The organism is Streptomyces sp. NPDC002092 (assembly GCF_053593775.1).
This window is the reverse complement of the sequence record NZ_JBSFDG010000009.1, coordinates 173,616-187,185: the sequence shown is the minus strand read 5'-3', so window position 1 is coordinate 187,185 and position 13,570 is coordinate 173,616. Positions and strand designations below refer to the sequence as shown.

Genomic DNA, 13,570 nt, shown 5'->3' with positions numbered 1-13,570 from the left:
AGACTGAGGCGCTCGCAACGAAGCGGAAACGCCGACTCGCTTCGCGGCACCATCACGCAGGGAGTTACGACCGTGGCAAGTGGCAACGCGATCCGAGGAAGTCGGGTCGGGGCGGGGCCGATGGGCGAGGCCGAGCGCGGCGAGTCCGCGCCGCGTCTGCGCATCTCCTTCTGGTGCTCGAACGGGCACGAGACGCAGCCCAGCTTCGCCAGCGACGCGCAGGTTCCCGAGACCTGGGACTGCCCGCGCTGCGGCTTCCCCGCCGGACAGGACCGGGACAACCCGCCGGACCCGCCGCGCACCGAGCCCTACAAGACGCACCTCGCGTACGTCAGGGAGCGGCGCAGCGACGCGGACGGCGAGGCGATCCTCGCCGAGGCGCTCGCCAAACTGCGGGGCGAGATCTAGGAGTTGAGAGCCGGCCGGGCACCGAGGGGTGCCTGGCCGGAGCTGTTTCGTACCCGGCCCCCGGCCGCCCGAGGACCGATTGTCAGTGGCGCCCTCTACGGTTTGTGCATCGGCAGATCGTGAGGGGGAGTTGTGGCGACGGTCGAGGCAGTGGGCAGTCTTGCGCCCGCGTGGCGTGGAGGGTTCGGGCGGCTGTGGACGGCCGCGGTGGTGTCCCGGTTCGGAGACGCGCTGCGCGGTGCGGCGCTGCCCCCGCTCGCCGCTTCGCTGACCGACCGCCCTCTGCTCATCGCGTCCGTGACCGCCTGCGGCTATCTGTCCTGGGTCGTCTTCGGACTGCTCGGCGGTGCGGTCGCCACCGCCTGGGGCCTGAACATGCAGCCCCTGCTCGCCGCCGCCTTCTTCGTCCTGTCGGTCCTCGCCCTGATACCTGTCCGCAAGCCGGACGTACCTGTGGTTGCGCCGCACGGCGACACCACGACGGCTCATGTCACGCGCTGATCAACTAGGTTGGGACCGGCAGCGGGGCAAGGCAGGAAAGAAGGCTGAAGTCCGAAATGAACGCAGACGTCCGTAACAGGCTCAACCAGACGCCCGAGTGGACCGCGCTGGCCAAGCACCGTGAGGAGCTCGGCGAAGTGCGGCTGCGGGACCTGTTCGCCGCCGACCCGGGACGCGGCGCGGGGTACACGCTCCAGGTCGGCGATCTGTACATCGACTACTCCAAGCACCTCATCACTGACGAGACCCTGCGGCTGCTGCGCGAGCTGGCCGCCGCCACCGATGTCTTCGGCCTGCGGGACGCCATGTTCCGCGGCGAGAAGATCAACACGACCGAGGACCGCGCCGTCCTGCACACCGCGCTGCGCGCCCCGCGGGACGCGGTGATCGAGGTCGACGGGGAGAACGTCGTCCCGGGTGTGCACGCGGTGCTCGACAGGATGGCCGAGTTCGCCGAGCGGGTGCGCTCCGGCGCCTGGACGGGCCACACCGGCAAGCGCATCAAGAACGTCGTCAACATCGGTATCGGTGGCTCCGACCTGGGCCCGGCGATGGCGTACGAGGTGCTGCGCAGCTACACCGACCGGGACCTCACGGTCCGCTTCGTGTCGAACGTCGACGGCGCCGACCTGCACGAGGCCATCCGCGACCTGGATGCGGCTCAGACGCTGTTCGTCATCGCCTCCAAGACCTTCACCACCATCGAGACGATCACGAACGCGACCTCGGCGCGGGAGTGGCTGCTCGGCGAGCTGAAAGCCGGTCAGGAGGCCGTCGCCCGGCACTTCGTGGCGCTGTCGACGAACGCCGGGAAGGTGTCGGAGTTCGGCATCGACACGGCGAACATGTTCGAGTTCTGGGACTGGGTCGGCGGCCGGTACTCGTACGACTCGGCGATCGGGCTGGCGCTGATGATCGCCATCGGGCCGGATCGTTTCCGGGAGATGCTCGACGGGTTCCGGCTGGTGGACGAGCACTTCAGGTCGGCACCCGCGGAGTCCAACGTGCCCTTGCTGCTGGGCCTGTTGGGCATCTGGTACGGCAACTTCCACGACGCCCAGTCGCATGCGGTGCTGCCGTACAGCCACTACCTCTCCAAGTTCACCGCCTATCTGCAGCAGCTGGACATGGAGTCCAACGGCAAGTACGTGGGCCGGGACGGGCGGGAGGTGGACTGGCAGACGGGGCCGGTGGTGTGGGGTACACCGGGCACCAACGGGCAGCACGCCTACTACCAGCTCATCCATCAGGGCACGAAGCTGATCCCGGCGGACTTCATCGGGTTCGCCGAGCCGGTGGCCGAGCTGAGCGAGGGGCTCAAGGCGCAGCACGACCTGCTGATGGCGAACTTCTTCGCACAGACGCAGGCCCTCGCCTTCGGCAAGACACCGGACGAGGTGCGGGCCGAGGGTGTGCCGGAGGAGCTGGTGGCGCACAAGACGTTCAAGGGCAATCACCCGACGACGACGATCCTGGCGCGCGAGCTGACGCCGTCCGTGCTGGGCCAGTTGGTCGCGCTGTACGAGCACAAGGTGTTCGTGCAGGGTGCGGTGTGGAACATCGACTCCTTCGACCAGTGGGGCGTCGAGCTCGGCAAGGTGCTGGCCAAGCGGGTCGAGCCCGCACTGACCGAGGGGGCTGCGGTGGCGGGCCTGGACGAGTCCAGCACGGCACTGGTCGCCAAGTACCGGGAGCTGCGGGGCCGGGCGTAACACCGCCGGGGAGGCCTGGGGGAAGCGAGCGGTGCGTGACCGTCCGCTTCCCGCCGTGCAATCCGCGGGATTTCTACGGCAGTTGAGGGTCCGGGCGGGCCCCGGTCAGGCCACCGCGCTGAGGGTGTCCGCGAGCCGTCGTCTTGCCGCGCGTGCCGCCGGGAGGGCGGCGAGTGCGGCCGCGCCGAGCACGGCGGCGGCGCCGAAGAGCACGAGCAGCACCGGCGACGGGCTCTGGGCGATCCCGGCGCCGATGCCGCTGGATCTGCCCTGCGAGTTGATGAGCCAGTGCGCGAGCGGAGTGCCAAGGGCCGTACCGGCGAGGACGGCGGCCAGGGCGGTGCAGCCCGTGGCCGTGACGGTGATCGCGGTGATCTGGCGCGGGGACAGACCGATGGCCTTGAGGGCGAGCAGATCGCGTTCGCCCTCGCGGACGGTGCCGCCGATCGCGGTGAGCAGTTCGACGAGCCCGATGAGGGCCAGGACGGCGATCAGGCCGACGACGACCGAGCGCAGGGGGGAGAGCCCGTCGGCCGGGTTGGTCACGGCGTGCACGTCGAGCCGGCCGTGCCCGGCGGTGGCCAGTCGGCCGGCGACCGCGTGCGGGTCGGCTGCGGGGCGCAGGCGGAGCTGGTAGAGGGTGGGGGTGAGGCGCGGGTCGTTCTCGCGGAGGGTGTCGAGGGAGGTGGAGATGACCCGGCCGGCGTTCTCCGGTTCGATGCTGCGGCCCACGATGTGCAGGATCTGCGGCTGGTCGCCGACCGTCATCCGCACCCAGTCGCCGACGCGGACGTCCAGCAGGTCCAGGAGACCCTGCCCGGCCACCGCCTCGTCGCTGCCGCGCGCGGGACGGCCTTCGGCCAGGGTGTACGGGTAGGGGTCATGGCTGGTGCCGAGGCCGCGCAGGGCGATCGTGGCCGTCTGGCCCGGCACCAGGGCGGCGACCTCGACACCCGGGTAGACGTCGGCGACCTGCGGGTCGCGCTGGAGCAGGGCGCGGGCGGCCCGGTCGCTCAGACCCGCGTCGGCGTGGACGGTGAGCGCGGTCGGCAGCCCTATCTGCTCGGGCCTGCTGTGGAAACGGTCGATGGTGGTCCAGGCACTCATCGCCACGACGATCAGCAGCAGGGGCAGGGCCAGCCGCGCCACGGTGGCCAGGGACCGCAGCCGACGCACCGAGGCAGTGTGCCAGCCCAGCACCAGCGCGGGCGGCACACCGACGCCCAGCGCCCACCGGGCCATGCCGGAGAGGTGCCCGCCGGAGGGGGCGGCGGGGCGCAGGCTGCGGTGGGCGGGGCGCCCGGACACGGCGGGCCGAGCGCTGAACGCCGCCTCCGCCGGACCTGACAACGGGCGCTCTGCCCCGGCTGTGGAGCCCGCCCGCAGCCCCAGCCCCCGCCGAAGCGCCTCCAGCAGCCCCCTGCCTCCCGCGGCCGCAGGCTGGGGGCCGGCGGGCTGCGGGGGGCAGGGGGCTGCTGGAGGCGCAGGCCGGGGGGCCGTGAGGTGCCAGCCGGGGGAGTGGACCGGTGGGTCGGTGGGGCGGTCGTCGGATGGGGCTTCGGGGTGGGGGGCGGGTGATTGTGGCGCTCGATCGGACAGCCGGTCGGCTGGGGGAGTATGGGCCTCCAGGCCCAGTGCTCGACGGGCCAGACCCAGCCCCCGGCCCCCCGCCCCCGCAGGCCGCGCCACCGGGACCGGTGGTACGCGGCCCGCTCGCCAGGCTGCCAGGGCCGTTGTCGCCCCGATGAAGAGGACGGCGCCTGCCGGAATGGCGAAGAGGGTCGGGGTGTGGCCCGGTAGGCCCTGCCATACGCCGAGGGCGTCTCCGAGGCGGCCGGGGAAGTGGCTGCCCAGGGTCTCGGTGAGCGTTGCCGCGGCTGCGGCGCCGAGGACGGCGTAGGCGATGTGCTGGAACAGGAACACGCGGACGACCTGGGCCGGGGTGAATCCGATCGCCTTCAGGACCGAGATGTCGCGGAGGTGGCCGCGGATGCGGGTGGCGATCGCGCCGTGGACGGCGAGGCCCGCGGCGACCAGTGCGCCGAGGCCGAACAGGCCCAGGACCTGCCCAAGCAGCCGGTTGTCGCCCTGTGCCTCGGCGCGGGCCTGCTGCCAGGTGGAGACCTCGCCGATGGCGCCCGCGCCGAGGACGGTCACGGCGCGCTGGACGGCGTAGTCCGTGTCCTCGGGATCGGTCAGGCGCAGTCCGATGACCTGGCCCGTGGGGTGGGGGACCGCGGAGGGGAGGGCCCAGACCAGGCCCGGCTGTTCGTTCGCGCGGTAGCGGGGCTCCGCGCTGTCGGCCACGCCCACGACGGTCACCGTCCGCGCCGCGCCCGGCAGGGTGAGTGTGTCGCCCGGTTCGGCGAGGAGGGCGCGGGCGAGGCGGCTCTCCAGGACCACGCCGTCTGGGGTGGCGGCCGTCAGCCAGTGGCCGGCGGTGAGCAGCGGGCGGCCGACATGGGGGCGCTCGGCGGTCGCGCGTAGTTCGACCGAGGCGCGGGTGCCGCGTGCGGCGAGGGTGGCGACGGCGGTGGGGTAGGGGCCGGCGACGGACTCCACGCCGTCCAGTCCGGCCAGCTTCCCCACCTGGGCGGACTTGTCGGTGTGGATCCAGACGTGCGCGCCGCGCTCCTGGGTGAAGATCCGCTGCCAGGGGTTGGTGGCGTATCCGAACAGGGCCGTGGCCAGCAGCAGAGAGACGACGATGCCGGCGGTGGCGAGGACAAGGAACAGCGCCTCGCCGCGGTGCGTGCGCAGATCGGAGTGCGCCCAGCGCAGTGTTGCTCGCATTCGCCTCAGGCCTTCCGGGGATCGTCGTACACCCGCATGTCAGTCCCTGAGCTCCAGCACCCCGGATATCCCGCTCTTGCGGGACGTCCCGGTGCCGTCCAGCTGCGCGTCGTCGGCGATCCGGCCGTCGAAGAAGCTGATCACACGGTCCGCGGCGCTCGCCAGCCGGGCGTCATGGGTGACCAGCACGATCGTCTGGCCGCGCTGGTGGAAGCGGGACAGCAGCCGCATCACCTCACGGGTGCCCTTGCTGTCCAGGCTGCCCGCGGGCTCGTCGGCCAGCAGGAGGGGCGGGTGGTTGACCAGGGCGCGGGCCAGCGCGACCCGCTGCTGCTCGCCGCCGGACAGCTCGCCCGGCATGCTCCGCTCCTTGCCGCCCAGCCCCAGTTCGCCGAGCAGCTGCTCCCGCTCGGCCCGCGCCTGCTTCGGCGTGACCCCCGCGAGCAGTGCCGGCAACTCCACGTTGTCGGCGACCGACAGATTGGAGACCAGGTTGAAGAACTGGAAGACGATCCCGATCCGCTTCCTGCGCTCCACCGCCCAGCGCGCCTCGCTCCACGCGTCCGTGCGCTCGCCGTCCAGCCGGATGCTGCCGCCGTCCGGCCGCTGCAGCCCGCCCAGCAGATGCAGCAGGGTCGACTTGCCGGCTCCGGACGGACCGGTGACGGCGACGAACTCGCCCTGCCGGACGCACAGGTCCACCCCGCGCACGGCATGCGCCGGCGCGCCCTCGCCGTAGTGCGTCTTGACCAGGCCTTCCGCATGCAGCACGGGAGCGGGACTGTCGCTCACTCCAGCTCCTCCAGCTCTTCCTGGCACCGTTCCAGCCAGTCGAGGTCGGCCTGCAGGTGCAGCATCGCGCCCTCGATCAGCAGATGGGCGATGCGGTTGTCGCGGTCTTCGGCGGCGGCCAGTTTCGACAGGTCGCGCATGGTGTTGAGGTACTGGCGCCGCTGCTTGTTGATCAGGGCGATCTGCTCGGCGAGACCGGTCTGCGGAGCGAGCGCCAGCTTCATGAAGAACTCGTCCCGCACCCGCGGCTCGTCCTCGGGCTCCTCGAACCAGGCGCGCAGCGCCTCCCGCCCGGTGTCCGTGAGGTGGTAGACCTTTTTGTTGGGCCGGCTCGACTGCTCGACGTCCTCGCCCTCGATCAGACCTTGCTTCTCGAGGCGGCCGAGGGTTACGTAGATCTGGCCGACGTTCGGCTGAGGGTACGCGGAGCCCAGCAGTTGCTCAAGGTCCTGCTTGAGCTCGTAGCCATGGGCCGGACCGCGTGCCAGGAGTGCCAGGAGGGGCAGGCGCACTCGTGCTGTCCTCCTGTCCTCGGAATGTGCTCCAGGCCCTAGTATCGCGCATACCTAACAGGTATACATGGCCTCTGACTCCGGGCGAAGATGCCCGGCGCCGGTGTACAGGGAGGAACCTATGCGGTGGATCCATGCCGCGGGTAGGGGCCTCCTTGTTCTCGTCGTGGTCATGACCGGATACATCGCCTCGGGCGCACACGCCGAGGAGGGCGCCGCGAGCGGCCGTGGGCCGTTGACGCTCGCCACCGCCGGAGACCTGACCAACTACCTCGACCCCCTCCTCCAGGGCTGGAACCGCACCCACCCCGGTGAGAAGGTCACCCTCGTCGAGCTTCCGGACTCCGCCGACGAGACCCATGCGCAGATGGTCACCGACCTGCGCGGCGGGGACCGCAGCCGGTTCGACGTGCTCAACATCGACGTCAGCTGGACCTCGGAGTTCGCGGCGGCGGGCTGGATACGGCCGCTGCCCCCCGACCGCTTCCCCATGAAGGGCTTCCTGAAGCCGGTCGTCGACACGGCCACCTATGACGGGCATCTGTACGCCGTCCCGTACGTCACCAACGCCGGACTGCTCCTCTACCGCAAGGACATCCTCGCCAAGGAGGGCGTCCCGCCGCCGCGCACCTGGGCCGAGCTGGAGTACGACGCGAAGACCATCGCGCCGAAGTACGGACTCGACGGCTACGCGGGGCAGTTCCTCCCGTACGAGGGCCTCACCGTCAACGCCGCCGAGGCCGTCTACTCCGCGGGCGGCAGCATCCTCGGCGACGAGGGCGCACGCGTCACCGTCGACTCGGCCGCCGCCCGCGAGGGCATCGGCTTCCTCGCCCGGGGCGTGCGCGAGGGCTGGATCCCGAAGAAGGCGCTCACCTACAAGGAAGAAGAGTCCAAACAGGCCTTCCAGGACGGCCGTCTGCTCTTCCTGCGCAACTGGCCCTACGCCTACGTCGGCGCCTCGGCCAAGGGCTCCCCGGTCGCCGGCAAGATCGGCGCCGTACCGCTGCCCGGCCCGGACGGGCCCGGGAGGAGCGTCCTCGGCGGCTCCAACCTGGCCGTCAACACGCACACGCAGCACCCCGACTCCGCCGCGCGCCTGCTCGCGTATCTCACCAGCGAGCCCGTCCAGCGCCAGGTCCTCACCCGCGGCGCGCTGCCGCCCGTACGGGCCGCGCTGTACCAGGACCCCGGGCTGATCCGGCGGTTCCCGTATCTGCCGACCCTGCGCACCAGCGTCCTGCATGCCGCGCCGCGCCCCAAGAGTCCGCGCTACGACCAGGTCAGCCTGGTGGTGCAGGCGGTCGTGCACGACGCGATGACCGGGCACGAGACACCCGCGGCGGCGGTGCAGAGGCTGGCGCGGGAGCTGGCGGCCGTCTCCAGTCGCTAGTTACCTGTTAGGTAACGCGGAAGTCTCATCTGGCCTCAGAATGCCCCTGTAAGTCCGCTTTTGCCATGCCAACTCAGCAGTAGCTTCTGTTTCTTTCATTGACACCCTCACGACACGCCTACCTAACATGCATGCATGTTGAGTAAGTACCGCTGGTGGCGTGACGCGGTGATCTACCAGGTGTATGTCCGCAGTTTCCTGGACAGCACCGGAGACGGCATCGGCGATCTGGCCGGGGTCCGCGCCGGACTGCCGTATCTGAAGAAGCTGGGCGTCGACGGGATCTGGCTGAGCCCCTTCTATCCGTCCCCGCAGCACGATCACGGCTACGACGTGGCCGACTACTGCGATGTCGACCCGCTCTTCGGCGACCTCGCCGAGTTCGACCTGCTGATGGCGGCCGCCCGGAAGCTGGGCGTCAAGGTGCTGCTGGACGTCGTGCCCAACCACTGCTCCAGCGAGCACCCGTGGTTCCAGGAGGCGCTCGCCTCGGCCCCCGGCAGCGCGGCCCGCGCCCGCTTCCACTTCGCCGACGGCCGAGGCCTTGACGGCTCGCAGCCGCCCAACAACTGGCACTCCATGTTCGGCGGCCCCGCCTGGACCCGGGTGACCGAGCAGGACGGCCGCCCCGGCCAGTGGTACCTGCACATGTTCGCGCCCGAGCAGCCCGACTGGAACTGGCGCAACCCCGAGACCGGCGCCGAGTTCGACCGGATCCTGCGCTTCTGGCTCGACCGGGGCATCGACGGCTTCCGCATCGACGTCGCCGCCGGCCTCTACAAGCACCCCGAGCTGCCCGACTCCGACGACCCCGAGGCCGACGCCCGCACCCGCGACTCCGTCAACCCGCTGGCCTGGAACCAGCCCGAGGTGCACGACGTGTGGCGGCACTGGCGGGCGGTGTGCGAGGAGTACACGGCACGCGACGGCCGCGAGCGGCTGCTGGTCGGCGAGGTGTCGGTGCCGACCGCACGCGAACACGCGCAGTACGTCCGCTCCGACGAGCTCCACCAGGCCTTCTTCTTCGACCTGCTCAGCGCCCCCTGGAACGCCGACGCCTTTCGCAAGGTCATCACCGAGGCCATGCAGGACATCGCCGGCACGGGCTCCACGGTCACCTGGGTCCTCAACAACCACGACCAGGTCCGCACCGTCACCCGCTACGGCGAACCCGCCCCGGAGGGCAGCGGCCTGGGCACCGCCCGCGCCCGCGCCGCCGCGCTGCTGATGCTGGCGCTGCCCGGAGCCGCGTACATCTACCAGGGCGAGGAACTGGGCCTGCCCGAGGTCGTCGACCTGCCCGACGACGTGCTCACCGACCCGATCTTCCGCCGCACCGGAAGCCGCGCTCGCATCCGCGACGGCTGCCGGGTGCCGCTGCCGTGGTCCGGGCAGGCCTCACCCTTCGGCTTCACCTCCGGCGCCGAAAGCGCGCGGCCGTGGCTCCCGCAGCCGTCGTACTTCGCCGAGTACGCCACCGACCGCGCCCTCGCCGACACCCGCTCCTTCTGGCACCTGTACCGCGACGGCCTCCAACTACGGGCCGCGCTGCCCCAGTTGGGCGAGGGAACGCTCGACTGGCTGGAGACCCCGCCGGGCGTCCTCGCCTTCACCCGCGGCGACGGCCTCGTCTGCGCCGTCAACTTCGGTACGGCGCCCATGCCCGCACCGGTCTCCGGTACCCCGCTGCTCTCCAGCGGTCCCTGCACGGCCGGGGTGCTGCCCGGTTCGACGGCGGCCTGGTGGATCAACGACCTCTGACCACCACCGACCGCCCCTATCCCCTGATTGTTCGTCAGTTTCCCACCCCTTGAAGGGACATCAACGATGATGCGACGACGCACGACCTGGCTCGCGAGCTGCACCGCCCTCGCCCTCTCCCTCGGCGCGACCGCCTGCGGAGGCGGCGGACCGGTCTCCGCGGGCGGCGGCGACAAGGCGCTCAACGGGCAGACGGTCACCGTGGCCGGCGTCTGGACCGGCAGCGAGCAGAAGAACTTCCAGAAGGTACTGGACGCCTTCAGCGCGAAGACCGGCGCCAAGACCCAGTTCATCTCCACCGGCGACAACGTCTCCACCGTCGTCGGCAGCAAGATCGAAGGCGGCAATGCGCCCGATGTGGTGATGGTCCCGCAGGTCGGGGTGTTGCAGCAGTTCGCCAAGAAGGGCTGGCTCAAGCCGCTGTCCGCCACCACCGAGAAGGCCGTGGACACGGGGTACGCCCCGGTGTGGAAGAAGTACGGCAGCGTCGACGGCACCCTGTACGGCCTCTACTTCAAGGCCGCCCACAAGTCGACGGTCTGGTACAGCCCCGCCGCCCTCACCCAGGCGGGCGTCAAGCCGCCGAAGACGTACGACGAGATGCTGAAGGCCGGACACACCGTCTCAGACTCGGGCCTCGCCGCCTTCTCGGTCGCCGGGCAGGACGGCTGGACCCTCACCGACTGGTTCGAGAACATCTACCTCTCGCAGGCGGGCCCCGAGAAGTACGACGCCCTGGCCGCCCACAGGCTGAAGTGGACCGACGCCTCGGTGGTCAAGGCGCTCGGCACCCTCGGCAAGCTGTTCAAGGACAAGCAGCTGATAGCGGGCGGCCAGAAGGAGGCCCTCAACACCGACTTCCCGGGCTCGGTGGAGAAGGTCTTCGGGCCCAAGCCCGAGGCCGGCATGGTCTACGAGGGCGACTTCGTCGCCGGGGTCGCCCACGACCAGTTCGGCAAGACCATCGGCACGGACGCGAACTTCTTCCCCTTCCCCGCGGTCGACGGCGGAAAGGCCCCGGTGGTCAGCGGCGGTGACGCGGCCGTCGTCCTCAAGGACGGCAAGAACGCCACGGCCGGCATGAAGCTCCTGGAGTACCTGGCGACCCCGGAGGCCGCCGCCGTATGGGCGAAGGCCGGCGGCTTCCTGTCCCCGAACAAGAAGCTGTCCCTCGACTCCTACGGCGACGACGTCACCCGCGCCACCGCCAAGTCCCTTGTGTCGGCCGGGGATTCGGTCCGCTTCGACATGTCCGACCAGGCGCCGGCGGCGTTCGGCGGCACGAAGGGCGCGGGCGAGTGGAAGCTGCTCCAGGACTTCCTGAGCGACCCCTCGAACCCGAAGGGCACCGCGGCGCAGCTGGAGGCCGCGGCGGCCAAGGCGTACAAGGGCTGACGCGCCATGACCGCGACTTTGGTGAAAGAGACAAGTCCGCCCCCGGTCGCGGGCGTCGAGCGAGCCCGGCGCTCCCGCCGCCGGGCGCGGCTCATCGCCCTGCTCTTCGTCTTCCCGGCACTGCTCCTGCTGGGTGCGCTCGTCGTGTACCCCGTGCTGTTCTCGGTCGGCCGCAGCTTCTTCGACGCGTCCGGTACGCGCTTCGTGGGCGGCGAGAACTACACCGAGATGTTCCGGGACCCGGCGACCCTCAAAGCCGTACGGAACACGGCCATCTGGGTCGTCGTGGCGCCCGCGCTGCTGACCGGGCTCGGCCTGATCCTCGCCGTACTGGTGGAGAAGGTCCGCTGGGCGACGGCCTTCAAGCTCCTGCTGTTCATGCCGATGGCGGTGTCCTTCCTGGCGGCGGGCATCATCTTCCGGCTCGCCTACGACGAGGACCCGAACAAGGGCGTGCTCAACGCGGCCGTGGTCTCGGTGCACGACGCCTTCAAGGGCACCTCGGAGTATCCGACCGCGCGGGCCCGCGTGGGCCAGGGGCTGAAGGCGGGGCCGGACGGCTCGTACCGGACGAGCGGGAGCGTGACGCCGGGGCAGTCGGTGGCGCTCGGGCTCGTCGGCGTCGCGCCGAAGGACCTGCCGGGCGGTGCCGAGCCCGCGTACGGCGCCGCGCACCGCAAGGCCGCTCCCGACGAGCTGCGCGGGGTCGTCTACCTGGACTTCACCCCCGGCGGGGGCGGGAAGCAGGGCCAGGTCGACCGGCGGGAGAGCGGGCTGCCACAGATGAAGGTCGAGGCGGTGGCGGACGACGGAAAGACGGCCGGGAGTACGACGACTGCCGCTGACGGCTCCTTCCACTTCGCGGGGCTGAAGTCCGGCTCGTACACGGTGGAGCTGCCCGCCTCGAACTTCGCGCAGCCGTACCAGGGCATCTCGTGGCTCGGGCCCATGCTCGTCACACCGGCGATCATCGGGGCGTATCTGTGGATCTGGACCGGATTCGCGATGGTCCTGATCGGCGCCGGGCTCGCGACGCTGCCGCGCGATGCGCTGGAGGCCGCGCGGATGGACGGCGCGAACGAGTGGCAGATCTTCAGGCGGATCACGGTGCCGCTGCTGGCGCCGGTGCTCACGGTCGTCTTCGTGACCCTGGTGATCAATGTGATGAAGGTCTTCGACCTCGTCTACATCATCGCGCCCGGGCCGGTGCAGGAGGACGCGACCGTGCTCGCCACCCAGATGTGGCTGGTGTCCTTCGGAGGCGGCAACAACCAGGGGCTCGGCAGCGCGCTGGGCGTGCTGCTCCTGCTGCTCGTGGTCCCCGCCATGGTCTTCAACGTCCGTCGTTTCCGGAGGAGTCAGCGATGAAAGCGGTCAGGCGTGGCCTGGGCAATGGGCTTGTGCAGGCCTTTCTGGTGGTGATCGGCCTGGTGTGGCTGACGCCGCTCGCAGGGCTGTTCCTGTCGTCGCTGCGGTCCTCGCAGGACTCGGCGAGCAGCGGCTGGTGGACGGTGCTCAGCAGCCCGGGGCAGCTGTCCTTCGACAACTACTCGGCGCTTCTGAAGAACTCCGGGATGACCCAGGCCTTCTGGAACACGGTGCTGATCTCCGTGCCGGCGACCGTGCTGGTCGTGGTGCTGGCGGCGCTGGCCGGATATGCCTTCGCCTGGCTGGACTTCCCCGGGCGGGAGGCCGTCTTCCTGGTCGTGGTGGCCCTGTTGGTGGTGCCGGTGCAGATCGGCTTGCTGCCGGTGGCCAAACTCTTCGGCCAGCTGGGGCTGTTCGGGACGATTCCGGGAGTCGTGCTGTTCCATGTGGCGTACGGGCTGCCGTTCGCGGTGTTCCTGCTGAGGAACTACTTCGCCGAGATGCCGAAGGAGATGCTGGAGGCTGCTCGTATGGACGGCGGGAGCGAGTGGCGGATCTTCACGCGGCTGGTGCTGCCCGTGGGACGGCCGGCGATCGCCTCGCTGGCGATCTTCCAGTTTCTGTGGGTGTGGAACGACATGCTGGTGGCACTGTTGTTCGCGGACAGTTCCTCGCAGCCGTTGACCGTGCAGCTTCAGTCGCAGATACGGCAGTTCGGGAGCAACATCGATGTGCTGGCGCCGGGGGCGTTTGTGTCGCTGGTGGTGCCGGTGGTGGTGTTCTTCGCGTTCCAGAAGCACTTTGTGCAGGGGGTTATGGCTGGGTCCGTGAAGTGAGGGGCGGCTTCAAACGCCGGAGGGGCTGAATTGGCTGAGCCAAATCCAGCCCCTCCGGCGTTTGAGGAGCGGGGGTCCGGGGGCTGGCCCCCGGGTCGG

10 protein-coding genes and 1 pseudogene are annotated in these 13,570 nt (G+C 70.6%); 8 read left to right on the top strand and 3 right to left on the bottom strand.

The genetic code is table 11. From position 1 onward, the window contains the following. Positions 1-72 precede the first annotated feature (72 nt). The 3 genes and pseudogenes from ACWCRD_RS22235 (at position 73) to pgi (ending at position 2,621) form a co-directional block, all read left to right on the top strand. On the top strand, positions 73-408 hold the full coding sequence (locus tag ACWCRD_RS22235) for an RNA polymerase-binding protein RbpA (protein WP_003976875.1): 336 nt from the start codon (positions 73-75) through the stop codon (positions 406-408). A 132-nt stretch (positions 409-540) separates the two neighbouring features. Beyond that, positions 541-825: pseudogene (locus tag ACWCRD_RS22230) on the top strand (MFS transporter); the annotation flags it as partial. 140 nt (positions 826-965) lie between these two features. Continuing rightward, positions 966-2,621 carry a glucose-6-phosphate isomerase gene (gene pgi, locus ACWCRD_RS22225; RefSeq protein WP_450967532.1) on the top strand — a complete coding sequence of 552 codons (1,656 nt, stop codon included), beginning with the start codon at positions 966-968 and terminating at the stop codon, positions 2,619-2,621. Positions 2,622-2,726: 105 nt separating this feature from the next. On the opposite strand, the gene ACWCRD_RS22220 is transcribed toward pgi, so the two are convergent. From ACWCRD_RS22220 to ACWCRD_RS22210, 3 genes are read right to left on the bottom strand one after another with little or no spacing between them, the layout of a single operon-like run. Next, positions 2,727-5,414, bottom strand: a complete 2,688-nt coding sequence (locus tag ACWCRD_RS22220; RefSeq protein ID WP_450967531.1) for an ABC transporter permease — start codon at positions 5,412-5,414, stop codon at positions 2,727-2,729. 39 nt (positions 5,415-5,453) lie between these two features. Beyond that, the gene (locus tag ACWCRD_RS22215) at positions 5,454-6,206 is read right to left on the bottom strand and encodes an ABC transporter ATP-binding protein (protein ID WP_450967530.1); all 753 of its coding nucleotides are present in this window, start codon (positions 6,204-6,206) and stop codon (positions 5,454-5,456) included. Further along, a complete protein-coding gene (locus tag ACWCRD_RS22210) occupies positions 6,203-6,718 on the bottom strand; it encodes a PadR family transcriptional regulator (protein ID WP_030933343.1) in 516 nt (171 codons plus the stop codon). The genes ACWCRD_RS22215 and ACWCRD_RS22210 overlap by 4 nt, the downstream gene beginning before the upstream one ends. A gap of 121 nt (positions 6,719-6,839) precedes the next feature. Here ACWCRD_RS22210 and ACWCRD_RS22205 point away from each other — a divergent pair, with 121 nt between their 5' ends. The 5 genes from ACWCRD_RS22205 to ACWCRD_RS22185 all read left to right on the top strand — a co-directional run bounded on the left by ACWCRD_RS22205 (position 6,840) and on the right by ACWCRD_RS22185 (position 13,471). Next, the gene (locus tag ACWCRD_RS22205) at positions 6,840-8,111 is read left to right on the top strand and encodes an ABC transporter substrate-binding protein (RefSeq protein WP_450967529.1); all 1,272 of its coding nucleotides are present in this window, start codon (positions 6,840-6,842) and stop codon (positions 8,109-8,111) included. A 135-nt stretch (positions 8,112-8,246) separates the two neighbouring features. Then, positions 8,247-9,872: a glycoside hydrolase family 13 protein gene (locus tag ACWCRD_RS22200; RefSeq protein ID WP_450967528.1), complete on the top strand. Its 1,626-nt coding sequence runs from the start codon at positions 8,247-8,249 to the stop codon at positions 9,870-9,872. Between the two features lie 66 nt (positions 9,873-9,938). After that, positions 9,939-11,267: an ABC transporter substrate-binding protein gene (locus ACWCRD_RS22195; RefSeq protein WP_450967527.1), complete on the top strand. Its 1,329-nt coding sequence runs from the start codon at positions 9,939-9,941 to the stop codon at positions 11,265-11,267. Positions 11,268-11,273: 6 nt separating this feature from the next. Continuing rightward, complete coding sequence (locus tag ACWCRD_RS22190) at positions 11,274-12,635, top strand: ABC transporter permease subunit (protein ID WP_450967526.1); 1,362 nt, start codon at positions 11,274-11,276, stop codon at positions 12,633-12,635. Next, positions 12,632-13,471, top strand: coding sequence for a carbohydrate ABC transporter permease (locus tag ACWCRD_RS22185; RefSeq protein ID WP_450967525.1), 840 nt, complete (start codon positions 12,632-12,634; stop codon positions 13,469-13,471). The genes ACWCRD_RS22190 and ACWCRD_RS22185 overlap by 4 nt, the downstream gene beginning before the upstream one ends. Positions 13,472-13,570 lie beyond the last annotated feature (99 nt).